Source organism: Streptomyces sp. NPDC088197, from assembly GCF_044741185.1.
Taxonomy (GTDB): domain Bacteria; phylum Actinomycetota; class Actinomycetes; order Streptomycetales; family Streptomycetaceae; genus Actinacidiphila.
This window is the reverse complement of record NZ_JBIUSD010000009.1, coordinates 134,503-159,458: the sequence shown is the minus strand read 5'-3', so window position 1 is coordinate 159,458 and position 24,956 is coordinate 134,503. Positions and strand designations below refer to the sequence as shown.

General features: G+C 72.3%; 22 protein-coding genes. 11 read left to right on the top strand and 11 right to left on the bottom strand.

All coding sequences use genetic code 11. The features are described from left to right. Positions 1–143: 143 nt before the first annotated feature. From folE to dacB, 6 genes are all read right to left on the bottom strand, one after another. Entirely contained in the window at positions 144–752 is a 609-nt protein-coding gene (gene folE / locus ACIOC1_RS22495; protein ID WP_188283469.1) for a GTP cyclohydrolase I FolE, read from the bottom strand. Between the two features lie 145 nt (positions 753–897). Next, on the bottom strand, positions 898–2,949 hold the full coding sequence (gene ftsH / locus ACIOC1_RS22490) for an ATP-dependent zinc metalloprotease FtsH (protein WP_355337283.1): 2,052 nt from the start codon (positions 2,947–2,949) through the stop codon (positions 898–900). Between the two features lie 258 nt (positions 2,950–3,207). Further along, a complete protein-coding gene (gene hpt, locus ACIOC1_RS22485) occupies positions 3,208–3,762 on the bottom strand; it encodes a hypoxanthine phosphoribosyltransferase (protein ID WP_355337280.1) in 555 nt (184 codons plus the stop codon). Positions 3,763–3,816: 54 nt separating this feature from the next. Beyond that, the gene (gene tilS / locus ACIOC1_RS22480) at positions 3,817–4,812 is read right to left on the bottom strand and encodes a tRNA lysidine(34) synthetase TilS (RefSeq protein ID WP_355337277.1); all 996 of its coding nucleotides are present in this window, start codon (positions 4,810–4,812) and stop codon (positions 3,817–3,819) included. A 173-nt stretch (positions 4,813–4,985) separates the two neighbouring features. Then, entirely contained in the window at positions 4,986–6,155 is a 1,170-nt protein-coding gene (locus tag ACIOC1_RS22475; protein ID WP_401856166.1) for a zinc-dependent metalloprotease, read from the bottom strand. 379 nt (positions 6,156–6,534) lie between these two features. Continuing rightward, positions 6,535–7,944, bottom strand: a complete 1,410-nt coding sequence (dacB, locus tag ACIOC1_RS22470) for a D-alanyl-D-alanine carboxypeptidase/D-alanyl-D-alanine-endopeptidase (protein ID WP_401856165.1) — start codon at positions 7,942–7,944, stop codon at positions 6,535–6,537. Positions 7,945–8,031: 87 nt separating this feature from the next. Between dacB and ACIOC1_RS22465 the strand changes: the two genes are divergently transcribed. Beyond that, entirely contained in the window at positions 8,032–8,526 is a 495-nt protein-coding gene (locus ACIOC1_RS22465; protein WP_188283474.1) for an inorganic diphosphatase, read from the top strand. Between the two features lie 83 nt (positions 8,527–8,609). Here ACIOC1_RS22465 and ACIOC1_RS22460 read toward each other — a convergent pair whose 3' ends face one another. Together ACIOC1_RS22460 and ACIOC1_RS22455 are read right to left on the bottom strand one after the other, a co-directional pair. Next, complete coding sequence (locus ACIOC1_RS22460) at positions 8,610–10,028, bottom strand: threonine/serine exporter family protein (protein ID WP_391043026.1); 1,419 nt, start codon at positions 10,026–10,028, stop codon at positions 8,610–8,612. A 344-nt stretch (positions 10,029–10,372) separates the two neighbouring features. Further along, positions 10,373–11,107, bottom strand: coding sequence for a VTT domain-containing protein (locus ACIOC1_RS22455; RefSeq protein WP_355336416.1), 735 nt, complete (start codon positions 11,105–11,107; stop codon positions 10,373–10,375). 165 nt (positions 11,108–11,272) lie between these two features. Between ACIOC1_RS22455 and ACIOC1_RS22450 the strand changes: the two genes are divergently transcribed. From ACIOC1_RS22450 to ACIOC1_RS22435, 4 genes are all read left to right on the top strand, one after another. After that, entirely contained in the window at positions 11,273–12,676 is a 1,404-nt protein-coding gene (locus ACIOC1_RS22450; protein WP_401856164.1) for an ABC transporter ATP-binding protein, read from the top strand. A 55-nt stretch (positions 12,677–12,731) separates the two neighbouring features. Continuing rightward, the gene (locus ACIOC1_RS22445; RefSeq protein ID WP_355336414.1) at positions 12,732–13,097 is read left to right on the top strand and encodes a YbjQ family protein; all 366 of its coding nucleotides are present in this window, start codon (positions 12,732–12,734) and stop codon (positions 13,095–13,097) included. A 113-nt stretch (positions 13,098–13,210) separates the two neighbouring features. Further along, positions 13,211–13,735, top strand: a complete 525-nt coding sequence (locus ACIOC1_RS22440) for a DUF664 domain-containing protein (protein WP_391043018.1) — start codon at positions 13,211–13,213, stop codon at positions 13,733–13,735. Between the two features lie 134 nt (positions 13,736–13,869). Continuing rightward, complete coding sequence (locus ACIOC1_RS22435) at positions 13,870–15,270, top strand: glutamate decarboxylase (RefSeq protein WP_355336412.1); 1,401 nt, start codon at positions 13,870–13,872, stop codon at positions 15,268–15,270. Between the two features lie 13 nt (positions 15,271–15,283). Here the strand turns inward: ACIOC1_RS22435 and ACIOC1_RS22430 are convergent, their stop codons facing one another. Further along, positions 15,284–16,408, bottom strand: a complete 1,125-nt coding sequence (locus ACIOC1_RS22430) for a SpoIIE family protein phosphatase (protein ID WP_391043015.1) — start codon at positions 16,406–16,408, stop codon at positions 15,284–15,286. Positions 16,409–16,551: 143 nt separating this feature from the next. On the opposite strand from ACIOC1_RS22430, the gene ACIOC1_RS22425 reads away from it, so the two are divergent. From ACIOC1_RS22425 to ACIOC1_RS22415, 3 genes are all read left to right on the top strand, one after another. Beyond that, the gene (locus ACIOC1_RS22425) at positions 16,552–16,779 is read left to right on the top strand and encodes a dodecin (RefSeq protein ID WP_355336410.1); all 228 of its coding nucleotides are present in this window, start codon (positions 16,552–16,554) and stop codon (positions 16,777–16,779) included. A 226-nt stretch (positions 16,780–17,005) separates the two neighbouring features. Next, on the top strand, positions 17,006–17,521 hold the full coding sequence (locus ACIOC1_RS22420; protein ID WP_355336409.1) for a hypothetical protein: 516 nt from the start codon (positions 17,006–17,008) through the stop codon (positions 17,519–17,521). Further along, complete coding sequence (locus ACIOC1_RS22415) at positions 17,518–18,558, top strand: rod shape-determining protein (RefSeq protein WP_355336408.1); 1,041 nt, start codon at positions 17,518–17,520, stop codon at positions 18,556–18,558. The genes ACIOC1_RS22420 and ACIOC1_RS22415 overlap by 4 nt, the downstream gene beginning before the upstream one ends. A 113-nt stretch (positions 18,559–18,671) precedes the next feature. On the opposite strand, the gene ACIOC1_RS22410 is transcribed toward ACIOC1_RS22415, so the two are convergent. Further along, on the bottom strand, positions 18,672–19,511 hold the full coding sequence (locus tag ACIOC1_RS22410) for a hypothetical protein (RefSeq protein WP_401856163.1): 840 nt from the start codon (positions 19,509–19,511) through the stop codon (positions 18,672–18,674). A 215-nt stretch (positions 19,512–19,726) separates the two neighbouring features. Between ACIOC1_RS22410 and ACIOC1_RS22405 the strand changes: the two genes are divergently transcribed. Then, positions 19,727–20,989 carry an APC family permease gene (locus ACIOC1_RS22405; RefSeq protein ID WP_401856162.1) on the top strand — a complete coding sequence of 421 codons (1,263 nt, stop codon included), beginning with the start codon at positions 19,727–19,729 and terminating at the stop codon, positions 20,987–20,989. A 100-nt stretch (positions 20,990–21,089) separates the two neighbouring features. Next, positions 21,090–22,109: an LD-carboxypeptidase gene (locus ACIOC1_RS22400; protein WP_401856161.1), complete on the top strand. Its 1,020-nt coding sequence runs from the start codon at positions 21,090–21,092 to the stop codon at positions 22,107–22,109. Positions 22,110–22,232: 123 nt separating this feature from the next. Here ACIOC1_RS22400 and ACIOC1_RS22395 read toward each other — a convergent pair whose 3' ends face one another. Continuing rightward, entirely contained in the window at positions 22,233–23,294 is a 1,062-nt protein-coding gene (locus ACIOC1_RS22395) for a DUF2786 domain-containing protein (RefSeq protein WP_401856160.1), read from the bottom strand. Between the two features lie 323 nt (positions 23,295–23,617). Here ACIOC1_RS22395 and ACIOC1_RS22390 point away from each other — a divergent pair, with 323 nt between their 5' ends. Beyond that, positions 23,618–24,925, top strand: a complete 1,308-nt coding sequence (locus ACIOC1_RS22390) for a GH25 family lysozyme (RefSeq protein WP_401856159.1) — start codon at positions 23,618–23,620, stop codon at positions 24,923–24,925. Positions 24,926–24,956: the final 31 nt, after the last annotated feature.

The following is a 24,956-nucleotide window of genomic DNA, read 5'->3' as shown; positions in this document are numbered from 1 at the left end:
AACGCAACTGTGACAGCTACGGCGCGTCTACGTAACGGCTACGGCGGCCCCCGTACCGCACCGTGCCTACCGGGGCCGCCAGGCACGTGCCCGAGCAGGCCCGTGCCCGGAGGCAGCCCGTGCCCGGTCAGCCGCGTGCCCGGTCAGCCGCGCCCGAGGATCAGGCTCATCGCCTCCGCGCGGGTCGCGGGGTCGCGGAGCTGGCCGCGTACGGCGGAGGTGATGGTCTTCGCGCCCTGCTTGCGGACCCCGCGCATCGTCATGCACATGTGCTCGCACTCGATGACCACGATCACCCCGCGCGGTTCCAGGATGCGCATCAGGGCGTCGGCGACCTGCGTGGTCAGCCGCTCCTGCACCTGCGGGCGGCGGGCGTACACGTCGACCAGCCGGGCCAGCTTGGACAGGCCGGTGATCTTGCCGCTGACGGCCGGGATGTAGCCGACGTGCGCGACGCCGACGAACGGCACCAGGTGGTGCTCGCAGGACGACATCACCTCGATGTCCTTCACCAGCACCATCTCGTCGTGCCCGAGGTCGAAGGTGGTGGTCAGCACGTCCTCCGGCGTCTGCCAGAGCCCGGCGAATATCTCCTTGTACGCGCGCGCCACCCGCGCCGGGGTCTCCCGCAGGCCCTCCCGGTCGGGGTCCTCGCCGACCGCGTACAGCAGCTCGCGCACCGCGGCCTCGGCCCGCTTCTCGTCGAACTCGCCGATCGAACCCTCGCCGTCGATCGTCACGGGGTCGGTCATGATGCCTCGTTCCTCCGAAGTTCGGCGAAGTGGGAAAGCTGGCCCAAAAACGGCAATGGCCCCAAGGTTAAAACCCTGGGGCCACTGCCTGCATTCCGGGTCCGGCCCGGACTGCCTGTTCTCGTGCCTGACCGGCTCGCGCCGGTCAGCTCTCCGGCGTGCCGTCCTCGGGACGGTCGACCGGCTCCGCGACGGGCTTGGTCGTGCTGACCGAACCCGTCGTGATGCCGTTGGCCGGCTGCGAGCCGTTGGTCAGTGCCAGCTCCTTGGGAGAGAGCACCGGCGGGCGGGTGGACGGCGTACGACGGGCGGAGCCCGTCCAGGCCGGACGCGGGGGACGCCTGACGATCGGAGCGAAGATCTCGGCGATCTGCTCCTTGTTCAGGGTCTCCTTCTCCAGCAGGTTCAGAACGAGGTTGTCCAGGACGTCCCGGTTCTCGACCAGGATCTCCCACGCCTCGTTGTGCGCCGTCTCGATGAGCTTCTTGACTTCCTCGTCCACCAGCCCGGCGACCTCTTCCGAGTAGTCGCGCTGGTGACCCATCTCACGGCCGAGGAACGGCTCCGAGTCGCTGGAACCGAACTTGATCGCGCCCAGCCGCTCGGTCATGCCGTACTGCGTGACCATGGCACGGGCGGTCGCGGTGGCCTTCTCGATGTCGTTCGACGCGCCGGTGGTCGGGTCGTGGAAGACCAGTTCCTCCGCCGCCCGGCCGCCCATCATGTAGGCGAGCTGGTCGAGCATCTCGTTGCGCGTCGTGGAGTACTTGTCCTCGTCGGGCAGCACCATCGTGTAGCCCAGCGCGCGGCCGCGGGACAGGATCGTCACCTTGTGGACCGGGTCGGAGTTCGGCGAGGCCGCCGCGACCAGGGCGTGTCCGCCCTCGTGGTACGCGGTGATCTTCTTCTCCTTGTCCGACATGATCCGGGTGCGCTTCTGCGGACCGGCCACGACGCGGTCGATCGCCTCGTCCAGCGTGGCGTTGTCGATGACCTTCTTGTTGCTGCGCGCGGTCAGCAGCGCCGCCTCGTTGAGCACATTGCTCAGGTCGGCGCCGGTGAAGCCGGGGGTGCGGCGGGCGACGGCCATGAGGTCGACGTCCGGTGCGACCGGCTTGCCCTTCTGGTGCACGCTGAGGATCTCCACGCGCCCCTGGAGGTCCGGCGGGTCGACCGCGATCTGCCGGTCGAAACGGCCGGGACGCAGCAGCGCCGGGTCCAGGATGTCGGGCCGGTTCGTGGCGGCGATGAGGATCACGCCGCCCTTCACGTCGAAGCCGTCCATCTCGACCAGGAGCTGGTTGAGGGTCTGCTCGCGCTCGTCGTGACCGCCGCCCAGACCCGCACCGCGGTGCCGGCCGACGGCGTCGATCTCGTCGACGAAGACGATGGCCGGGGCGTTCGCCTTGGCCTGCTCGAACAGGTCGCGGACGCGGCTGGCGCCGACACCCACGAACATCTCGACGAAGTCGGAGCCGGAGATCGAGTAGAACGGCACGCCCGCCTCACCCGCGACAGCGCGGGCCAGCAGGGTCTTGCCGGTACCCGGACGGCCGTACAGCAGCACGCCCTTGGGGATCTTGGCGCCGACGGCCTGGAACTTCGCGGGCTCCTGGAGGAATTCCTTGATCTCCTGGAGCTCCTCCACCGCCTCGTCGCAGCCGGCCACGTCGGAGAACGTCGTCTTCGGCGTGTCCTTGGTGATCAGCTTCGCCTTGGACTTGCCGAACTGCATGACGCGCGAGCCGCCGCCCTGCATCTGGTTCATCAGGAACAGGAAGACCACAACGATGAGGACGAACGGGAGCAGCGACAGCAGAATGCCGACGAAAGCGTTCTGCTTCGACGGCGAGACGGTGTAACCGTCGGGAAGGGTGGTCCCCTTCACCTTGCCGTCGACGATGTTCTGCAGCTCCGCGGCGATGGCCGAGCCCTGGTTGCCGATGTAGCTGGCGCGGACCTTGGAACTGCCCTCGACCTTGGATCCGTCCCTGAGCTGGATCTTGATGGAGTTGTCGTCGCCTGTCGTCAGCTCGGCGGACTTGGCCTGGTTTGATTCGATCGCATGTAGAACCTCGCCGGTATCCACCGTCTTGTAGCCGCCGCCGGACCCGACGACCTGCATCAACACGACCACGGCGAGGACAGCCAGCACGATCCACATGACTGGCCCACGGAAATAGCGCTTCACGTCCATCCATGCGGGGCGAAGTCGCCCCGTCCCTCCTGCCACAGTGAGGCACCGCCGCCTGCTGGCCGCGCGTGCATGCCGGTGTATGACCCGACCTTCGGACGGTACCCCAGCATTGTCTCCCGAGGTTGCCGCCGACCGTTAACAATCCCGCCTTCCCCTGCTCCAACGGCGGGAAACCGACTGGGGTTCCCGGGGCCGAACGGGGTGTGGCCGACGTCATGACTGTGCCGCGCCGGACCGCCGGCGGCGGGCCGACGGGAGTCAGCCACCGTATACGTGCGGGGCGAGTGTGCCCACGAACGGGAGATTGCGGTACTTCTCCGCATAGTCCAGGCCGTATCCGACCACGAACTCGTTGGGGATGTCGAACCCGGTGTACTTCACGTCGAGCTGGACCTTGGCCGCCTCGGGCTTGCGCAGCAGCGTGCAGACCTCCAGGGAGGCGGGGCCGCGCGAGCCCAGGTTGCTGATCAGCCAGGACAGCGTCAGCCCGGAGTCGATGATGTCCTCGACGATCAGGACGTCACGGCCCGCGATGTCGGTGTCCAGGTCCTTGAGGATGCGCACCACACCCGAGGACTTGGTGCCGGCGCCGTAGGAGGACACCGCCATCCAGTCCATCGTCACGTTGCTCGACAGCGCCCGTGCGAGGTCCGCCATCACCATCACGGCGCCCTTGAGGACACCGACGATCAGCAGGTCCTTGCCCGCGTAGTCCCGGTCGATCTGCGCGGCGAGCTCGCTGAGCTTCGCGTCGATCTCTGGCTTGGAGATGAGCACTTTCTCAAGATCGGCGCCCATGTCGTTCTCGTTCACTGCGCGGTATGTCCCTCAAGTAGTCGGCTCCCGGGTCGCTGGGCGACGGCAGCTCTACGACGGCGAGAACACCAGTCTGCCATTGGCCCTGAGAACGGCGACGCCGCCCGGCAGGTTGAGGGCTTTCTGTCCGTGCCAGCCGGTGACCAGCCGGTCGACCTCCTCGATGTGCCGGGCGAAGAGGAAGCCGGGGGGCGAGCCGGCGGCGATGGCGGCGCGGCGCAGGACGCGGCGGCGTACGGCGGCGGGCAGGCCGTGCAGCCGCAGCGCGTCCAGGCTGCCGTCGTCGCCCGCCGCGTCGGCCTCGGCGTCCGCGGCCCACTGGTCCAGCGCGTCGGCGTCGTCCCTGGAGAGCTGCGCGGTGCGGGCCAGCGCCTCGACGACGCCTTTGCCGAGGGACTTCTCCAGGACGGGCAGGGCTTCGTGTCTGACGCGGGAGCGGGTGTACGCGGGGTCGTGGTTGTGCGGGTCCTCCCACACGGTGATGCCCTGGGCGAGACAGCCCTTGCGTACGGTGTCGCGGTCCAGCAGCAGGAAGGGCCGCCGGTACCGGCCGCCGGTACCGGAGACCGCGGCCATTCCGGCCAGCGAGCGGGTGCCGGAGCCGCGGGCGAGGCCCAGGAGCACCGTTTCTGCCTGGTCGTCACGTGTGTGGCCGAGCAGGACGGCGGCGGCGCCGTGCGATTCGGCGGCGGAGTCGAGCGCCGCGTACCGGGCGTCTCTGGCGGCGGCTTCGGGACCGCCCTGGCGGCCGACGGTGACGCCGATCGCGTCGACCGGGTCGAGGCCGAGGCCGCGCAGCCGCCCGGCGACCTCTTGGGCGCGGCCGGCGGAGCCCGCCTGGAGGCCGTGGTCGACGGTGACGGCTCCGGCGCGCACGCCGAGCCGGGGTGCTTCGAAAGCGAGGGCGGCGGCCAGCGCCATGGAGTCGGCTCCGCCGCTGCACGCGGCGAGCACCAACGGGTGCGGGTCGGTGGACGCGGTGAGGACGTCGTGCAGGACGCGGCGGACCGCCAGGCGTATCGCCGCGACCGTGGGGTGGGGTCCCATGTCCGGTTTCCCTCCTGAGGAGGCTATGAGGAAAGCGCCGAAGTGACGCAGGGTATCCAGATGGTGACAGAAGCTCGGGGCTTACCCGAGCATCGCACGCGCTACCCTGCGCCTACGGTCCCTCGGACGGGTGAACCCGAGGGCGGACACGGCCTTCATGAGCGGTTACGCCCTCACGATTCGCTACGGCTGTGCACCCGCGCGACCCACTCGGCGGGTTTGGCGATCTCCGCCTTGGTGGGCAGCGTGTTGGGCGAGGTCCACACCCGGTTGAAGCCGTCCATGCCGACCTCGTCGACGACCGCCCGGACGAAGCGCTCGCCGTCGCGGTACTGGCGGAGCTTGGCGTCCAGGCCGAGGAGCTTGCGCAGCGCCTGGTCCAGGCGGCCCGCGCCGCTGGCCCTGCGCTGGCTGAACTTCTCCCGGATCTCGGCGACGGTCGCCACGACCTCGGGCCCCACGCCGTCCATCACGAAGTCCGCGTGGCCTTCGAGCAGCGACATCACGGCGGTCAGCCGGGCCAGGATCTCCCGCTGGGAGGGGGTCTGCACCAGATCGACCAGGCTGCGGTCCTCGGCGCGGTCCTTGTCGGCGTCTTCTTCCTTGCCGCCGCCGGAGCCGGTGAAGGACTGCACGGCCTCCCTGACCCGCTCGATCACCGTCGAGGCGTCCAGTTCGGTCTCGCCGAGGAACGCCTGGATCTCGCCCTCGATGTGGTCGCGCAGCCACGGCACCGCGGAGAACTGGGTGCGGTGCGTCTCCTCGTGCAGGCACACCCACAGGCGGAAGTCGTGCGGGTCGACGTCCAGCTCGCGCTCGACGTGCACGATGTTCGGCGCGACCAGCAGCAGCCGTCCGGCGCGGGACTCGCCGGGGCCCGGCTTGACCGGTCCCGCGGGCATGTCGCGGCTCGGCGGCGCGAAGGTCTCGTACTGGCCGAGCACCCGCGAGGACAGGAAGCTCAGCAGCATGCCGACCTCGACGCCGGTCACCTTGCCGCCGACCGTGCCGAGCACGACTCCGCCGGGGCCGCCGGGGCGGCGCGCCTGCATCTTCCCGAGCAGGGGCTTCATCACCTCCCGGAACCCGGCCACGTTGGCCTTCACCCAGCCCGCCCGGTCCACGATGAGCACCGGGGTGCCGTGCGGTGGCACCTCCGCGTCCCCGTACATCCGGGTGAACTCCCTGACGTGCGCCTCCGACTCCTGCGCGTGCGCCCGCAGCTCCGCCACGATGGCCCGAGCCTCGTCCCGGCTCACCTCAGGCCCCGGCCGCGTCAACCGCTGCGCGGTCGCCACGGCGAGGTTCCAGTCGACCATCTCGCTTCCACCGATGCTCGTCATGCCTTCACGGTACGTTGCCGCTCCCCCTTTGGGCTCCCCCACCAACAGGTTCCCCCTCCGGCCGCCCCCCGAAATACGGCTTCAGCCCCTCCGGCTAACGCCGCCTCAAACGCCGGCGGGGCTGTTCCCCCCACCCACCCGCCCTTCCCCCTGCCGGGGGGGCACCCCAGCCGGAGACGTCGTTCAAGGCCAAAGCCAGCGCCTGGCGGTCGCGCCAAAAACACCGATCGAGCCCGACCGGCGTTCGCGGACGAAGCCAGGGCCTGGCGGGCGCGCCAGAAGCAATGTTTCAGCCCGTCCGGCGATTGAGGACACTGGCCAGTGCCCCCACCCCGTTTCTTCGAGCCCGTCCGGCGATTGAGGACATCGGGGGTGCGGGCTAGGGGTGGGTGGTGAGGGCGGCGGCCAGGTGGTCGAGGGCTTTCTGCGCGCCGCCAGGCGAATCCGTGCCGTGGGTGAGGAACGCGAAGGCGAGGAGGCGCCCCGCGGGGGACACGGCGGTGCCGGCGATCGTGTTGGTCCCGGTGAGCGTCCCGGTCTTGGCGTGGACCACCCCGGCGCCCCCGCCGCCCCGGAAGCGGTCGGCGAGCGTGCCGGTGAAACCGGCGACCGGCAGCCCGGTCAAGACCGACCGCATCTCGGGATGCGCGGGACTCGCCGCGAGCGCGAGAATCCGGGCCAGCGTGGTGGCCGACAGCGCGTCGTCCCCGTCGAGCCCGCTCCCGTCGTGGAAGGCGGCACCGGCGAGCGGCACCCCGAGCCGCCGCAGGGCGTCGGGAATGGCGCTCGCCGCCCCGGCGAAACTGGCGGGCCGCCCGAGCGCGCGGGCCACATGCCGGGCCAGCGCCTCGGCCACGTCGTTGTCGCTGTCGGTCAGCATCCGCTCCACCAGCTCCGACAGCGGCGCGGACTGATGGGCCGCCAGCCGCGTACCCCCGTGCCCGCCGGCGGGCGCCGCCTCGCCCTTGACCCTGATCCCCCGGTCCCGCAGCAGGTCCGCGAAGGCGTCGGCGGCCGACTCGGCCGGATCGTCGGCGCGTTGCGCGGGCCCGCTCGAACTGTGGTCGAGCCGCCCCTCGCGGACCATGAGCGCGGTGACCGGCGCGAGGTTCTCGTTGGGCCCGATGGGGTGGAGCGCGGTGCCGCTGAACAGGGACGTGTCGTAGCCGAGCCGTACGGACGTGGTGCCGCGCGCCTTGAGCGCGGCGGCGGTGTCGTCGGCGAGCCCGCCGAGTTCGAGGGTCGGGTCGCCGCCGCCGACCAGGACGACCCGGCCGGCCGCGGTGACCACCACGGTCGTGGTGAGGCGGCGGCCGGGCCCGAGCGTGCCGAGCGCGGCCGTCGCGGTGGCGAGCTTGGTGGTGGAGGCGGGGGTGGACGGCGTACCGGCCCGGTGGTCGTACACGACGGTCCCGGTGGCCACGTCGATGACGGTCCCGGTGCGTACGGTGCCGAGCCCGTCGGCGTTCATCAGCGGGTCGAGGAGGGACTTGAGGGCGGCCGGGTCCGGCGGCGTACCGGCGGACGAGCCCTTGCCCGTACCGGGCGCGGCGGCGGGTACCGGGGCCAGTACGGGGGCCGCGGAGGGCGCAGGCGGGGTGATCCGGGGCGTGGGCACGGCGGTGCGCGGTCCCGAGGCCACGACGTGGTCCCGGCCGGCCGCGTGCTCGCGCTCGGCCGTACGCTGGCCTGCGTCCCACGGGCCTGCCGCGGCCACCGCCCCGGCCGCCACCGCCAGACCTATCGCGGCCGACCCCGCCACGACCTGCCACGTCTTGCCGTGCGGCACCCCCGACCAGCCCCTTTCGCGACCACCCACATGCGTGGGAGACACTTAATCACCCGCAGTATGCGCTGATCATGGAGGAGTAGGGCCTTGGAGTTCGACGTCACGATCGAGATCCCGAAGGGTTCGCGGAACAAGTACGAGGTGGACCACGAGACCGGTCGTATCCGCCTGGACCGCAGGCTCTTCACCTCGACCAGTTACCCGGCCGACTACGGCTTCATCGAGAACACCCTCGGCCAGGACGGCGACCCGCTGGACGCGCTGGTCATCCTGGACGAGCCGACCTTCCCCGGCTGCCTCATCACGTGCCGGGCGATCGGCATGTTCCGCATGACGGACGAGGCCGGCGGCGACGACAAGGTGCTGTGCGTGCCCGCGTCGGACCCGCGTGTGGAGCACCTGCGTGACATTCACCACGTCAGCGAGTTCGACCGGCTGGAGATCCAGCACTTCTTCGAGGTCTACAAGGACCTCGAGCCCGGCAAGTCCGTCGAGGGCGCCAACTGGGTCGGCCGCACCGAGGCCGAGACGGAGATCGAGGAGTCCTTCCGCCGTCTGAAGGAGCAGGGCCCGGGCCACTGAAGCCCCGCCGCACCTGAACGCCGGGCGGCCGACACGTCATCAGCGACGTGTCGGCCGCCCGGCGTTTTCGTGCCCGAGCGGGGTCAGAAGCCGCGGGTGCGTTTGGCCGCGCCGCGCGGGGCGGCGGGGCCCGGCGGCTTGAGGACCAGGCGGGCCAGCTCGCCGCCGAGGTTGACGCCGATGGCGATGGCCAGGGCGAGGGCGGCGGCCCGGGTGAGCAGGGTGAACGCCTGGTCGGAGTGGTTGTTGGTGAGGGCGAGCAGCCCGAAGTACGTGGCGGATCCGGGCAGCAGCGGGCCGATGGCGGCGGTGACGTACGGCAGCACGGACACGTACCGGTAGCGGGCCATCAACTGGCCGAAGAGGCCGACGAGTCCGGCCGCGGCGGCGGTGGCCGCGACCTGGTTGCCGCCCGCCTGCTGGTGCAGGACGCCGTAGACCGTCCAGGCGATGCCGCCGTTGAGGGTGACCAGCGGCAGGACGCCGCGCTCGCACTGGAGCAGCACCGCGAAGGCGAGAGTCAGCACCATCGCGGCCAGCAGCTGCACCCACGGGTGGTCGTACGCGCGCAGCGCCTGGTCGGGGTTGAGGTCGGCACCGAGGGTGGTGAAGCCCGCGTAGAGGATGACGGTGACGCCGATGACGATGCCGACGACGAGGTACATCACCTCCAGCAGCCGGGCGGAGGCGGTGATGTAGAAGCCGGTGAGGCCGTCCTGGACGGCGGCGACCAGCGCGCGGCCCGGCAGCAGCGCGAAGAGCCCGCCGGTGATCACCGCCGACGCCTGGACGCCGTTGGCGCCGGGGATCCAGTGCGCGTACCGGTCGATGAGGACGCCCATCGCGGCGGCGGGCATCGCCGCCGCCGCGAACTGGTAGAACTCCGGCAGCCCGCGCCCGGCGAGCAGCCACGCGAGCCGGTCGCCGAGCATCGCGGCCAGCGCGGCGGCGGCGAAGATGACCGGGCCGCCGCCGACCAGGACGCTGGCCGCGCCCGCGAGCAGCCCGGCGGCGCCGGTGAGCGCCCAGGAGCTGTACGGGTGCCGGTTGCGGCGGATCTCGGCGAGCCGGCGGTACGCGTCCTCCAGCGTCGCCTCGTGCGCGGTGATCTCCTCGACGAGCTGGAAGACCGCGGCGAGCCGGGTGTAGTCGGTGCCGCGGCGGCGCACCGTGCGGCTCATGGTCAGCGGCGGGTCGGTGAGCGAGGGCTGGAAGGAGATGCCCAGCAGCGTGAAGGTGACGTTCGGCTCGACGCGGGCCAGTCCGTACGCGTAGCTGACGCCGAGCATCGCCGCCTCGACGTCCTCGGCGCCCTCGCCGCCCGCGAGCAGCAGTTCGCCGATGCGCAGGGTCAGGTCGAGGACGCGCGGTACGGGGACCAGGTGCGCGGTTTCCTGGCGGTCCGCGGGGGTCTCGGGTGCGGGGCGCTCGGTGACGGGGATGCGGACCATGGCCCGCATCCGGTCCTGCCACCGCGCGTCGGTGGGCGGCAGGACGACCATCGGAATGCTCCCGGTGGTGCTGGTGAGGCTTGTCGGGCCCGTCGTACCCGTTGTTCCGGAAGCTCCGGCTGTTCCCGGTGCTCCTGTTGCTCCGGGCGTTCCCGCTGTTCCCGCTGTTCCCGCCGTTCCGCCGGGCGGGGCGAATGCGCTGCCCGTGACGACCGGGGGGAATGTGGTGCCTGTGGGGGGTGTGAATTCGGAGCGGACCTCGTCCGACTCAGGTTTTCCGTCGTCGGACACCGGTCGTGCTCTCCTTTCCGCAATCCGCGTTTCTGTGAATCCTGTGAATCACGGGAATCCCGCCGACGCCCCCGTTCCCCCGTTACGGCGTCGGTTCCCGCAGGTCAGCGCTTTTGCGCGCGGTGCCGGCCGGGGGTGCGCGGCGCGGCGGGAACCGGCTCGGGGCCACCCGCCGCCGGGCCCGCACCGGCGCCCGCCCCCGGAATCACGGCCTCCTTTTTCGCCTTGCCGCGCGACCGCAGGTATTCGATGCCGATCGGCACCACCGAGAGCAGCACGACCAGGACGAGCATCGCTTCGATGTTCTTGTGCACGAATTCGATCTGGCCGAGCCAGTATCCGAGTACGGTGACACCCGCACCCCACAGTGTCGCGCCGATGAGGTTGAAGGTGACAAAGGTGCGGTAGTTCATTCGGCTGACGCCTGCGACGATTGGGGTGAACGTTCGTACGATGGGCACGAAGCAGGCCATCACGATCGCCTTGGGTCCGTGGCGCTCGAAAAAGGCATGTGCCTTCTCGATATTCTCCATCTTGAACAAGCGTGAGTCGGGCCTGCGGAACAGCGAGGGTCCGACCTTGCGGCCGAACAGATATCCCGCCTGTTCGCCGAGCACCGCCGCCACCGCGATCAGCGCGGCCACCAGCGCGAGCGGCTGGTGCAGCGTGCCGGTCGCCACCAGCAGACCGGTCGTGAACAGCAGTGAGTCTCCGGGCAGGAAGAAGCCGATGAGGAGCCCGGACTCGGCGAACACGATCAGCAGTACGCCCCACAGGCCGTACGTGTTGATCAGATGGTCCGGGTCGAGCCAGCTCGGGCCGAGCGCGATGGTCGTCACGGACCAAAACTATCAATCCAGTGTTGATACAAACGTTCCGCAACCTGCGGTTGGTGCACTACCTTCTCCGCAGCGTCATCCACGCACCACCCTAAGTTTCGCAAGTCTGGCATCTCTCCCCCCACGTGCCCCGTCACCGCGTCCGACCACCTGGCGGCTCCCGTTATGACTCGCGCCATCGCACTGCACGAAGTTTCCAAGTACTACCCGAAGCAGCCGTCGCCTGCTGTGGACCGGTTCTCGCTCGACATCGCACCCGGAGAGTTCCTGGTGCTGCTCGGCCCGTCCGGCTGCGGCAAGTCCACGGTCCTGCGCATGATCGCGGGTCTGGAGGACATCACCACCGGCGAGCTGCTGCTCGACGGGGAGTACTCCAACGACCTCGCACCCGGCGACCGCCGGATGGCGATGGTGTTCCAGAACTTCGCGCTGTACCCCAGCATGACCAGCCGGGAGAACATCGGCTTCCCGCTGCGCTTCGAGATGCCCGGTGAGGAGCACGGGCCCCGGGTCGACGAGACCGCCCGCATCCTCGGCATCGAGGAGATCCTGGACCGCTACCCCGGACAGCTCTCCGGCGGCGAGCGGCAGCGGGTCGCGATGGGCCGGGCGATCTCCCGGCACCCCTCGGTCTTCCTCATGGACGAGCCGCTGTCCAACCTCGACGCGAAGCTGCGCGCGCACCTGCGCGCCGAGATCGCCCGGCTGACCCACGGCATGGGCGTCACGACGGTGTACGTGACGCACGACCAGGCCGAGGCCATGTCGCTGGGCGACCGCGTCGCGATCATGCGCAGCGGTGTCCTCCAGCAGATCAGCACGCCGCGTGAGGCGTATCACCTGCCGGAGAACGTGTTCGTCGCCGCTTTCGTCGGCACGCCCCGGATCAATCTCCTCCAGGCGACGGTCCTGGCGCCGCTCGGCGGCGGCATGTGGATCGACTTCGGCCGCCAGCGGCTCGGCATGCCGGAACCGCTCAGCCTCGACCACCAGATGCTCCGCATCCAGCAGGGGCGCCGCATCATCGTCGGGCTGCGCTCGGAGGCCGTACGCATCGCGCAGCCGAGCCAGGCGCACGCGGGCGAGGTCGTGCTGAGCGGGATCGTCGAGCACGTGGAGTACCAGGGCCACGAATCCCTGGTGCACCTCAACACCGGGTCGCGGCCCGCCGTCGTCCCCGAGCTGGAGGCCCCGCGGCCCGCGCAGGCGCCGTCCCGCTCGGGCACCCGGCGCGCGGCGAACGGCTCGGGCACCAGCCTCGGCAAGCTCGCGCAGAAGGCCGCGCGGCGCATCCAGGCGTCGGTGCCGGCGCGGGACGGCGGCTCCAACGGCGGCGTCCCGCCGCGGCCGAACCACGCGCCCGGCCGCGCTCCGGTGACGGTGATGGACCGCCCCCTGGGCGCGCCCGAGACCCAGACCGGCGACCTCGTGGTCCGCACCGGCCCCGACATCCGCGTCCGCCGCGGTGACCGCGTGCCCCTGCTGGTGGACCTCGCCCACCTGTACGTCTTCGACCACGAGGGCCAGCGCATCTGTCCCGCCCCGGTCCAGGCCCCCCGCCTGGAATAGCCGCGTCGGCGTATTCGCGGGTGCGGAGCGGGGAGGTGCGGGGCAGGCTGCCGATATGGGAATCGAAGAGTACGGCGGCGGCCAGGAGCAGGGCGCCGAGATCATTGTCGTCACGACGAACGACGTGCCCGGCTTCCGGGTCGAGCGGGTCATCGGTGAGGTCTTCGGCCTCACCGTCCGCTCGCGGCACCTGGGCAGTCAGATCGGCGCCGGGCTGAAGTCCATGATCGGCGGCGAACTCAAGGGCCTGACGAAGACGCTGGTGCAGACCCGTAACCAGGCCATGGAGCGCCTCGTCGAACAGGCCAAGGCGCGCGGTGCCAACGCCGTCCTCATGATGCGCTTCGACGTCACCGACGCCGCGGACCTCGGCACCGAGGTCTGCGCGTACGGCACCGCCGTGGTCCTCGCCCGCGAGTAGCCGCCCCCGCGGGGCGCATGGGGTCCGGGGCACCTGAGGGGCGGCGCCCAGTCCGGGGTCTCTTGTCGTACCCCGGTGGAATGCTGGGCGTCGCCGACCTCAAGGAGGATGCCATGCAGGACACCTCGTCCCCGGACCCCGAGACCACGATGCTGCTGTCGTACCTGGACGCCCAGCGGCGTCACGTGCTGGGGATTCTGGAGGGGCTGGACGAGGAGGCGCTGCACCGGCCGGTGCTGCCGTCGGGGTGGAGCTGCGCGGGGCTGGTGCGGCACCTCGCGCTGGACGTGGAGCGCTTCTGGTTCCGCGGGGTGGTGGCCGGGGAGAAGGCCGTGATCGACGCGGCGCTGACCGGCCCCGACGACGCCTGGAAGGTGGGCCCGGAGGTTTCGGCCAAGGGCGTGCTCGACCTCTACCGCCAGGAGACGGCGCTCGCGGACGCCGTGATCACCTCGACGGCGCCGAGCGCCGCCCCGGCCTGGTGGCCGACCGAACTCTTCGGGCCGGACGGCGGCATTCGGGACCTGCGCGAGGCGATCCTGCACGTCACGGTGGAGACGGCCTGCCACGCGGGTCACCTGGACGCCGTCCGTGAGCTGATCGACGGCAGGAAGTGGCTCGTGCTCACCGAGTCCTGAGCCGGACGCCCGGCCCAGTCTCCTGGGGGAAGTTCCGGGGCGGGAGCGGGCGCGGGGCGGCGGGCGGGTGCAGGCTGGGCGGGTCGGGAAAGACGCCCGCGCACGCGCTGCCGGGCTCGCCACGGAAGGCTGACATGTCACTGCACAAAGGCACGGACTCCGCCCGCAACATCGCCGTCAACCCGTTCTTCGGTGAGGCGGACCCGGTCGACGGCCGGATGACGGCTCCGCCCAAGCACAAGCTGGCGGACGGACCCATGCCGCCGCACACCGCGTACCAGATCGTGCACGACGAGCTGATGCTGGACGGCAATTCGCGGCTGAATCTGGCGACGTTCGTCACGACGTGGATGGAGCCGCAGGCCAGTGTGCTGATGGCGGAATGCGCCGACAAGAACATGATCGACAAGGACGAGTACCCGCGTACGGCGGAGCTGGAGCGCCGCTGCGTGGCGATCCTCGCCGACCTGTGGAACGCGCCGGACCCCAGCTCGGTGGTGGGCTGTTCGACCACCGGCTCGTCCGAGGCGTGCATGCTCGCGGGGATGGCGCTCAAGCGCCGCTGGATGCGGCGCACGCCCGGCTATCCGGCGACCGCGCGGCCCAATCTGGTGATGGGCGCGAACGTGCAGGTGTGCTGGGAGAAGTTCTGCGCCTTCTGGGAGGTCGAGGCGCGGCTGGCGCCGATGGAGGGCGACCGGCTGCACCTGGACGCGGAGTCGGCGCTCGCCCTGTGCGACGAGAACACCATCGGTGTGGTGGCCGTGCTGGGCTCGACCTTCGACGGGTCGTACGAGCCGGTCGCGGAGATCTGCGCGGCGCTGGACGCGTACGAGGAGCGGACCGGTACGCACATCCCGGTGCATGTCGACGGCGCGTCCGGCGCCATGATCGCGCCGTTCCTCGACGAGGACCTGGTGTGGGACTTCCGGCTGCCGCGGGTGGCGTCGATCAACACCTCGGGCCACAAGTACGGCCTGGTGTACCCGGGCGTGGGCTGGGCCCTGTGGCGGGACACCGAGGCGCTGCCGGAGGAGCTGGTCTTCCGGGTGAACTACCTCGGCGGTGACATGCCGACCTTCGCGCTGAACTTCTCGCGGCCGGGCGCGCAGGTCGTGGCGCAGTACTACTCCTTCCTGCGGCTGGGCTGGGACGGCTACCGCGCGGTGCAGCAGGCCAGCCGGGACGTGGCGATGTCGCTGGCGGCGCGGATCGCGAAGCTGGAGGACTTCACGCTGGTCAGCGCGGGTGACCAGTTGCCGGTCTTCGCCTTCACCACCGCGCCGGGGGTGGAGAACTACGACGTCTTCGACGTGTCGCGGCGGCTGCGCGAACGCGGCTGGCTGGTCCCGGCGTACACCTATCCGGCCGACCGCACCGATCTCGCGGTGCTGCGCATCGTCTGCCGCAACGGCTTCTCCGAGGACCTGGCGGACCTGCTGATGGAGGACCTGGGCCGCCTGCTGCCGGAGCTGCGCCGCCAGCCGCACCCGCTGAACCGCCCGGAGAACGTGGCGACCGCCTTCCACCACTAGCTGTCCGGGGGTCTCACGGCTGGCTGAGGCTCACCGCCAGCACCGCGCGGTCGTCGGCGACGGGCGCGCCGCCGGTCCAGGTGACCAGGTCCCGCAGCAGGACGTCGATGGCGTGCTGCGGGCCGGTCACCGGGCCGAGGCCGGAGAGCCGGATCTCGGGGTCGTAGAAGACGCCTTCGCGGTCGCGGGTCTCGGTCACGCCGTCGGTGACCAGCAGCAGTGTGGCGCCCGGCGGGAAGGCCAGCTCTTCGGGCACCGTGCGCACACCGCCGAGGTCGCTCATGCCGAACGGCACGTCGGGGGCGGCGGCTTCGAGGGTACGTACGGTGCCGCCGTCGAGCAGGTACGGCGGCGGGTGGCCGCGGTTGAGCAGCCGCAGGGTGTCGCACACCTCCTCGGGGTCCTCGGGGCGGTGGACGAATTCGGCCAGCAGCCCGGTGGTGAAGCCCTCCAGGTACTCCTCGCCGCTGCCGCCGCCGCGCCGCTCCCGGTCCCGGTCCAGCGCCCGGTCCAGGCGCCGCGCGAGGCCCGGCAGGTCGGGTTCCTCGTCGGCCGCCTCGCGGAAGGCGCCGAGCAGCACCGCGACGCTGGCGACCGCGCCCATCCCCTTGCCGCGCACGTCCCCGATCAGCAGCCGTACGCCGTAGCGGGTCTGCTCGGCCGCGTAGACATCACCGCCGATCCGCGCCCCGCTCTGGGCGGCCTCGTACCGGGCGGCTATGGCCAGCGGGCCGATCCGGGGCGGCGGGTCGGGCAGCAGGGCGCGCTGGGCCGACTCGGCGACGTCCCGCACGGTGGCGAGCCGCCGCCCCGAACGGGTCAGCGCCCGGTTGACGGCGAGGCCGATGACGGCGGAGAGCACCACGTTCAGGATCTCGGCCACGCCGACGCCCTCGCGGATGATGCCGCCGTGGACGGTGAGCACGAAGACGCCCACCAGCGACGCCAGACAGGTGAGGACCGCGATGCGGGCGGACTGGATCGCGCCGGCCAGTACACAGGCTCCGGCCAGCATCGTGTCGCCGGTGTAGGGATTGGGCGTGACGAGGTCGAAGACCAGTCCGCCGACGATCATGGCGGCCGGGACCCAGCGCATCATGGCGGTGGGCCAAGGGGTCACAGTCCGCACATCGTCCACTTGAGGATAATATGCCCGATTCGGGGTGAAGGGGATGCCCCGGCGGAGCCGTCCGGGACGGAACGGGACGGATGCGTCCCGCGGTGATGCGGGCCGCGCCCGTCTGCGGCACGGTGGAGGGACCTCCGAAGGAAAGGTCCGTCATGGCCGAGCACACCTATCGGGTCACCGAGATCGTCGGCACCTCGCACGAAGGCGTGGACGCCGCCGTCAGGAACGGCGTCAAGCGGGCCGCGCAAACGCTGCGCGGTCTCGACTGGTTCCAGATCACCGAGGTCCGCGGGCACATCGTGGACGGCGAGGTCGAGCACTACCAGGTGGGGCTGAAGGTGGGGTTCCGTCTGGAGGACACGGACGGCTCCGCCGGGTAGCGCCCGCCGCACGGGGTGCGCCCCGTCAGGGGCGCCGGGCCCGCGACGGACGCTGCGGCACCGCCCCGGTCGGCCGTACGGCGTCACCCGCTCGGCGCGGCCCCGCCCCCGTTCGGCGTATCACCGGTCGCCGTATCCGACAGGGCGTCAGATCCTTTTGTCATTAAGGCGGGTCATAGCCGGATTCGGCCCCGCCGTGGACGCTGACGCACTCTCGGGAGCCCGTATGAGCCAGGAGACGCCCACCCCGCCGCCCCCGCCGGGGTACACACCCCCGCCGCCCACGCCCCGCGAGTCCGCGTGGGCCGCAGGTGGCACCGTCTTCGCCGGGATGATGCTGGTGTTCGGCGGCGCGCTGGCGATCCTGGAGGGGATCGTCGGCATCAGGAAGAACTCGGTGTACGTCTCCACGCGGGACTACGTCTACAAGTTCGACGTCACGTCCTGGGGCTGGATCCACCTGGCGCTCGGCGTGGTCGCCGTCCTCGTCGGCTTCGGCCTGCTGGCCGGTTCCGCCTGGGCGCGCTGGGGCGGCATCCTGATCGCCGGGCTCAACCTGGTGGCGAACTTCATGTTCCTGCCGTATCAGCCGGTCTGGGCCGTGGTCATGATCGCCATCGACGTCTTCATCATCTGGGCGCTGGCCACGTACGAACCGGCCGGGCACGGTCACGGGTCGCACGGCGGCTCGCACGGCGGGCGGCACGGCACCTCCGCCCCGGGCGCCGGGGGCCGGCTGTGACGTACACGAGCCCCACACTGGAACAGCTCCGCCGCTGCACCGTCGCCGTCGACATCGGCGCCGCCCGTACCCGCGTCTACGTCCGCAATGTCGGCGTCGTCGCCGACGAGCCCAGCGTGGCCGCGGTCGACGTACGCACCGGCGCGCTGATCGCGGTCGGCGAGCGCGCCGAGCAGATGGCCGGGCGCACCCCCGGGCACATCCGGGTGGCCAGGCCGGTCGCGGGCGGCGCGGTCGTCGACATCGAGATGGCGCGGCGCATGCTCAAGCACGTGCTCGGCGACAAGCTCGGCAAGCGGTGGCGGCGCATGCCGGTACTGCGCGCCGCGGTGTGCATGCCGCACGGCAGCGAGCCGATCGCGCGGCGCGCGGCCATCGAGACGCTGTACGGGCTCGGCGCGCGCAAGGTCGAGCTGGTGGACACGCTGATCGCCGCGGCGGTCGGCTGCGGGCTGCCCGTCGAGCACCCCGAGGCCACGATGATCGTGGTGTGCGGCGCCGGTACGACGCAGGTCGCCGTCCTGTCGCTGGGGTCCATCGTGGCCGCGGAGACGGTGCCGGTCGGCGGTGACGCCATCGACCGCGCGGTCGTGCAGCACCTGCGCAACCACCACGAGTTGATGCTGCCCAGCCAGTCGGTACGGCCGCTGCACCAGATGCTCGGCTCCCCCGGCACCGGCGGGACGGTCACCACCGAGGTCCACGGCCGCGACGTCGTCAGCGGCCTCGCCCGCTCCGTCCTCGTCGAGACCGAGGGCGTGCGCCACGCGATGCGCACCCCGCTCACCTCCGTGCTCGACGCCATCACCACCGTGCTGCGCGCCTGCCCGCCCGACCTGGTCGCCGACCTCGCCGACCGGGGCATCATGCTGGCGGGCGGCAGCGCCCTCATGCCCGGCCTCGACCTCATGCTCGGCCAGGCCACCGGCATGCCCGTCCACATCGCCCCCCGCCCCGACACCGTCGCCGTCCAGGGCCTCGGCGCCATGATCGAGGGCCGGGTCCGCCCCATGGTCCTCGACCCCCTGACGGTCTAGGTGTCTTGACCACCAGCCCCGGTCACCCGCGTCAACAACCCTCCGGGTCCCTACACCCAGGGCGGTCCGAGGGCACCCTCCCCCCACGGCGGGTGCCCTCCCAGGACGCGCCTTCAGCGCGCGGCCCGGTACGCCAGGCCCCGTACGAAGGCGTCCCGCACGCTCGCCCTCAGCCGCCGGGCCCAGGGCGGGTCGGTCTCGCCGCGCGCTGTGCTCCAGCAGGCGAGGGCGTAGCCGTACTCCGCCGGGCTCAGGTACCCCATCCGGTACCAGGGCTCGTCCCCGCGGCCGGTGAGCATCCGGTCGGTGAGATCGCCGACCGGCACCACCGAGTACCCGGCCGCCTTCACGTAGTCGTCCGCGGCGTTGGCCGTCAGGACGCCCATGCCGAGGTGGACGGTCACCAGGTCGGTGAGGCGCTCTTCCTCCGCGCGGGAGATGCCCAGCCCGGCCACCCGCCGCTCGCCGACCAGCCGGGCGTGCGCCAGCTCGTGGGCGACGAGCCCCGCGAACGCGTCGGGCCGCGCGGCCACGCCGCGGTCCAGTTCGATCACCGCCCGGCCGAGCACCTTGCGGTACTCACCGACCTGGTGCCTCTTGCCCGGGACCCGCTCCGGGGAGTCCACCAGCAGCACACGGACGCCGGAGACGTCCGCGCCCATCACCGCGCCGATCCGCCGCACCAGCGGCTCGACCCGCTCCCGCGTGCCGCTGAAGTCCGCGGGGACGAAGCCCGGCAGCGCGATCTCGCGGTGCGCGGTCGCGGGCCCGAACTCCTCGGCGCACCACCGCAGCCACCGCTCGGTCCAGGCCCGCTCCCTGTCCGGTACGGGACACGCTCCCGGTACGTCGGCCCGCAGCCACGGTTTCGGCCCCGTCGTCCCCGACCCGCCCGGCGCCGGGTCCCTCCCCCGCAGCCAGTCCGCCACCCCGTACGGCACCCATCGGCCCATGCCACCCCCCGGTGTTCCCACCCGCCCCCTCCCCCCAGGACGCCCCCCGACCCCCCGCCAGTTGCAGCAGCCGGGCCCGCCGCTCGCCACTGACCGGCGCGGGTCCTCGCGGCTCCCGCCGCCGCGGCCGCCGGAGGTGAACACGGCGTGGCCGGGGGCGGAAATGTGGTCGGCGGGGATCGCGGGGGGCGCCAGGGGGCTGGGAGCATGCGGGCGTGACGGGTGCGGCGGCGGGAGAGTTGAGGCGGCGCCTCGGTGTGGGGGACGCCGTGGTGATCGGCCTCGGGGCGATGATCGGCGCCGGGGTCTTCGCGGCGTTCGCTCCCGCGGCCCGCGCCGCGGGCACCGCGCTCCTCGCGGCCCTGGCGGTCGCTGCCGTCGTGGCGTACTGCAACGCGACGTCCTCGGCGCGTCTGGCGGCCCGCCACCCGCGCTCCGGCGGGACGTATGTGTACGGCACGGAGCGGCTCGGCCCCCTCTGGGGCTACCTGGCCGGGTGGAGCTTCGTGGCGGGCAAGACGGCCTCGTGCGCGGCGATGGCGCTGACGGTGGGGGCGTACGCGTGGCCCGAGCACCGCCGCGCGGTGGCGGTCGCGGCCGTGGTGGCGCTGACGGCCGTGAACTGCCTGGGCGTACGGAAGGCCGCCTGGCTGACCCGGCTGATCGTGGCGGTGACCCTCGCGGTCCTCGCGGCGGCGGTCACCGCGTGCCTGACCAGTACGCGGGCCGACGCGGGACGGCTGGCGTGGGACGGTGCCGCCGCCGGCCCGCACGGCGTGCTCCAGGCCGCCGGTCTGCTCTTCTTCGCCTTCGCGGGGTACGCCAGGATCGCCACGCTCGGCGAGGAGGTGAAGGACCCGGCGCGGACCGTCCCCCGCGCGATCCCGCTGGCGCTCGGCGTGACCCTCGTGGTCTACGCGGCCGTCGCCGTCGCCCTGCTGACCGTTCTCGGACCCGACGCCCTGGCCCGCTCGGCCGCGCCCCTCACCGACGCCGTCCGTACGGCCGGGGTGCCGGGTCTGGCCCCGGTGGTCCGCGTCGGCGCGGCCGTGGCCGCCCTCGGCTCCCTGCTGGCGCTGATCCTCGGCGTCTCCCGTACCACCCTGGCGATGGCACGCGACCGGCACTTCCCGTACGCGCTCGCCGCCGTCCATCCGCGCCACGGGACCCCGGTCAGGGCGGAGGCGGCGGTCGGCGCCCTGGTCGTGGCGCTCACCGCGACCACCGATCTGACCGGGGCGATCGGCTTCTCGTCCTTCGGCGTCCTCGTCTACTACGCCGTCGCCAACGCCAGCGCCCTGCGACTGGGCGCGGACGAGCGCCGGCCGCACCCGGCCGTTCCGGTCGTCGGCCTGACCGGCTGCGCGGTGCTGGCCGCGAGCCTCCCCCCGGCCTCGGTGCTGGCCGGTCTCGGCGTGACGGCGGTCGGCGCGGTGGCGTACGCGGTGTCCCCGCGCCGCCCCGGCCGGTCGTCCTGAGCGGCGGCGGTGTCGACCGCGGCGAGCAGTGCCCGCGCCGGGGCGGACGACCGGCGTAAATCGCGTGACCGCCTCCAGGGGCAGCGGCGAGACTGACGCCATGACCGGTTCCGTACCGCCTCACCCGCTTCGACCGCGCGCGCTGGGGCCCGGGGATCTCGTGGTCCTCGCGGCGCTGTCCGGTCCGCTGTCCGCCGCGCACGAGCCCCATGTCGAGCGGACGGTGGCGGTGCTCGAACGGATGGGATTCCGCGTGCGCCGGGCTCCGCTGCTCGAAGCGGGCCGAAGCCACTGGTGGAGCGCGGCCGCACCGGCGGAGATCGCCGCAGAGCTCAACGGCCTTCTGCGTGATCCCGAGGTGCGCGCGATCGTCGCGAGTGACGGCGGCCAGACGGCGCTCGGCTACCTCGACCTGATCGACGTCGAGGCGATCAGGGCCGACCCCAAGCCGATCCTCGGCTACAGCGACATCTCGCTGCTGCATCTGGTGCTCCACGCACGCACGGGCCTGGTCGGGTTCCACGCCGACATGGCCGTCCCCGGCTTCGGCGGGCACTGGCGGTCCGCGCCCGCTGCGCGCCAGGCGGAACTCGAGAAGCTCTACTCCAGGCTGCTGACCTGTACCGAGGCGATCGGCGCGCTGCCCGCGAGCCCGTCGTGGGAGTGCTGGCGTCCCGGCCGTACCGAAGGCCGTCTGATCGGAGGGGTGATCAACCGCGTCGTCCTGGCGCAGGCGACGCGGTTCGCGCTGCCGCTCGAACGGTTCGACGGCGCGGTGCTGTTCTGGGAGGAGACGGGCGGCCTGGCCTCGCACGTGTGGAGCTATCTGCATGTGCTGCGGCACTCCGGCGTCCTCGACCGGATCTCCGGCATGGTCGTGGGCGTTCCGGGCGGGATCGGCGGACTTGAGCCCGGCGCGTCCCCGACCCTGCCCGAGCTGGTCCTCGACGTCCTCGGCGACCGTGACATCCCGGTCCTGGGCAATGTCGAGTTCGGGCACGCCGGTCCGAATCTGCCGATGCCGGTCGGCATTCGCGTCGGCCTCGACGCGCGACGGCGGACGTTGTCGCTCCTCGAACCGGCGGTGGGGCCGCGCGCGGCGACAGGCCCCGTCGGCTGAACACCGCCGATCAGTGAGCGGACGGGGAGCGGACGCGGTCACCGGCGGTGAGAGGGCGTCCACGGGGGCGCGACCGTGGCGGCCGGGCGGGGGCTCTCCTCGGACGAGCGGTGGGGCCGGGGTTCAGAAGCGGGCGCGGTCGGCCGCCGCCTCGCCGTGGCGCCAGCCCTCGGCGTCGCGGCCCTTGAGCCGCGAGGTGGTGGTGGACGGGAACATGCGGCGGGTCGCGTCGCGTACGTCGACCTCGCGGGCGGCGAGGACGGGCAGCAGGTCGGCGGGCGGGGTGGCGGTCTCGGCCTGGGCCTCCCGGGTGGCGGCGGCCAGGCGTTCGCGGACGCGGCCCGCGTAACCGATCAGGAAGGACTCCCGGAAGTCGCGCGAGCGCGAGGTGCCGCCGCGCAGGGCGTGGTCGGCCTGGACGAGCAGCGAGGTGTAGAGGAGTTCGACGGCCTCCAGGTCGGTCGCGAAACCGACCACCGTCGAGAAGCCGAAATCGGCGGCCCACACCGCCTGGCAACGGTTCGCCGCCGCGACGGCGTCCAGCAGCAGGGCCTTCGCGCCCTCGTACGGGCGGTCCACCCCGATCCGGCACGCGCCGGGGCCCCGGCCCGGCGCCCCGGGCGCTCCCGTGGCCGCGACCAGCGCCTCGTCGATGCTGTGCCTGGCCATCAGGTGCTGGGCCTTCGCCGACAGCGCCTCGGCCTCCTCGGGGAAGCCGGTGGACTCGGCCTTCGCCAGCAGCGCCCGGATGCGGGCGAGCATCTTGGAGTGCGGGCCGGTGGCCGGGGGCGCCGACGCGGGGCCCGGCGTCAGGGGGGTGATGCGCGGCAGCCGCCCGTACAGGCAGAGCAGTTCCACGAGGGCCGTCGCCGTACTGAAGCGGTCGAGCCGCTCGCTGCGGGCGAACTCCGCGAGGAAGGGTTCCTCGCCGTCCCCCGCGGCCCGCGCCAACCGCTCGTGCCGCGCGTCGAGTTCCCGCCCCGCCATCCGTACGAGGTCCCGAAGCTCCCACCCGCGCGCCCCGCACTCCCGCACCACCCGCCCGGCCAGTTTCCCGGCCGCGCCCTCCCAGCGCTCACCCGCGGCGGCCAGCACCGACGCCGCCGCGTCCACGGCGGCTTCCTCCGCCGTCGCCCCCGCGCCGGAGGCCACCGCCGCCGCATACGCCCGCTCGAACTCGTCCACGGATCCATGGTCGCCGACGCGGCGCGCGCCGCTCGCCGGCCCCCGCGGGCCGAGCGCCTACGCGGTCCCCCGCACGGGCCCCGAGAGCAGGAACGTGTTGCGGCCATGTCAATCCGTCCCTTAGGTTGACGCGCGTCGACACAGCCTGCGCGCAGAGGAGTTGATGTGCTGTCCGTGTTCTGGTGACGCCGCCCCGACCGGGCTCACCGGCCGCTCACAGTCCCGGCACCCCCACCCCGACTCCCACCGCCGACGACCGCACCGCTACACCCCCGGCTCAGCGCGTCAGAGCGTGTCCCCCTCCACACACCCCTGGGAGCATCATGTCCGCAACCACCCCCTCGCGGTTCAGGCCAGCCACCCGCGGTACGGGCTCGGGCCGGAAGACGGCGTGCGCGGCCGGGCTGCTGGCCGCCGCCGTGACCCTGCTGGTCCTGCCCGGCACCGCCTCCGCGTCGACCGCCGCCGACGACGGCCGCGGCACCCCGACCCGTATGACGCACCCGGATCAGGACCACGCCGGATCGGGGCTCGGGAGCCCGGGCGCGGGAACGCTGTCGGCCGCGGCACGGGCGGCCGTCGGCACGGGCCCGGCCGGTCTCGACGTCAGCGGTTACCAGGGCAACGTCGACTGGGCGTCCGTCAAGAGCAAGGGCGCCGCCTTCGCCTACGTCAAGGCCACCGAAGGCACCACGTACACGAGCCCGAACTTCTCCCAGCAGTACAGCGGCTCCTACAACGCCGGGCTGGTCCGCGGCGCCTACCACTTCGCGCTGCCGAACAATTCGAGCGGTACGGCGCAGGCCGACTGGTTCGTCGGCCACGGAGGCGGCTGGAGCGCCGACGGCAGGACGCTGCCGCCCGCCCTCGACATCGAGTACAACCCGTACGGGGCCACCTGCTACGGGCTCAGCCAGAGCGCGATGGTGAGCTGGATCCGGGACTTCAGCAACGAGGTGCGCACCAGGACCGGGCGCTACCCGACGATCTACACCACCACCGACTGGTGGACGTCGTGCACCGGCAACAACAGCGGTTTCGGCGCCACCAACCCGCTGTGGGTGGCCCGTTACAGCAGCGGCCCCGGCACGCTGCCGGCCGGCTGGTCGGCCCAGACGATCTGGCAGTACGCCGACTCCGGCACCTTCCCCGGTGACCAGGACACCTTCAACGGCACCCTCACCGACCTCCAGAACTTCGCCAAGGGCAGCGGCTACAACCCGCCGCCGACCACGAGCTGGCCGACCGTCCAGCAGGGCGCGAGCGGCGAGCGGGTCAAGACGGTCCAGTACCTGCTCAACGCCCACGGTTCGGCCCTGGCCGTGGACGGTGCCTTCGGCGCGGGTACGAACACCGCCGTCCGCTCCTTCCAGTCCGCCCACGGCCTCACCGCCGACGGGATCGTCGGCCCCAACACCTGGCAGGCCCTGATCGTCACCGTGCAGCAGGGCTCGTCGGGCGCCGCGGTCCAGGCCGCGCAGAGCCAGCTCAACGCGCACGGTTCGTCCCTGGCGGTGGACGGTGCCTTCGGCGCGGGCACCAACACCGCCGTCCGCTCCTTCCAGTCCGCCCACGGCCTCACCGCCGACGGGATCGTCGGCCCGAACACCTGGCAGGCCCTGGTCTCCTGACCCTCGGCACGCCCTGACCGGACAGCGGCAC

Bases quoted from the DNA above. Each gene is read 5' to 3' on its own strand.
- ACIOC1_RS22435 (WP_355336412.1), top strand. From the start codon at position 13,870: ATGTCACTGCACAAAGGCACGGACTCCGCCCGCAACATCGCCGTCAAC.
- ACIOC1_RS22400 (WP_401856161.1), top strand. From the start codon at position 21,090: ATGACCGGTTCCGTACCGCCTCACCCGCTTCGACCGCGCGCGCTGGGG.
- ACIOC1_RS22425 (WP_355336410.1), top strand. From the start codon at position 16,552: ATGGCCGAGCACACCTATCGGGTCACCGAGATCGTCGGCACCTCGCAC.
- ftsH (WP_355337283.1), bottom strand. From the start codon at position 2,949: ATGGACGTGAAGCGCTATTTCCGTGGGCCAGTCATGTGGATCGTGCTG.
- ACIOC1_RS22450 (WP_401856164.1), top strand. From the start codon at position 11,273: ATGACTCGCGCCATCGCACTGCACGAAGTTTCCAAGTACTACCCGAAG.
- tilS (WP_355337277.1), bottom strand. From the start codon at position 4,812: ATGGGACCCCACCCCACGGTCGCGGCGATACGCCTGGCGGTCCGCCGC.
- ACIOC1_RS22420 (WP_355336409.1), top strand. From the start codon at position 17,006: ATGAGCCAGGAGACGCCCACCCCGCCGCCCCCGCCGGGGTACACACCC.
- folE (WP_188283469.1), bottom strand. From the start codon at position 752: ATGACCGACCCCGTGACGATCGACGGCGAGGGTTCGATCGGCGAGTTC.
- ACIOC1_RS22410 (WP_401856163.1), bottom strand. From the start codon at position 19,511: ATGGGCCGATGGGTGCCGTACGGGGTGGCGGACTGGCTGCGGGGGAGG.
- ACIOC1_RS22460 (WP_391043026.1), bottom strand. From the start codon at position 10,028: ATGGTCGTCCTGCCGCCCACCGACGCGCGGTGGCAGGACCGGATGCGG.
- ACIOC1_RS22475 (WP_401856166.1), bottom strand. From the start codon at position 6,155: ATGACGAGCATCGGTGGAAGCGAGATGGTCGACTGGAACCTCGCCGTG.
- ACIOC1_RS22390 (WP_401856159.1), top strand. From the start codon at position 23,618: ATGTCCGCAACCACCCCCTCGCGGTTCAGGCCAGCCACCCGCGGTACG.
- ACIOC1_RS22440 (WP_391043018.1), top strand. From the start codon at position 13,211: ATGCAGGACACCTCGTCCCCGGACCCCGAGACCACGATGCTGCTGTCG.
- ACIOC1_RS22445 (WP_355336414.1), top strand. From the start codon at position 12,732: ATGGGAATCGAAGAGTACGGCGGCGGCCAGGAGCAGGGCGCCGAGATC.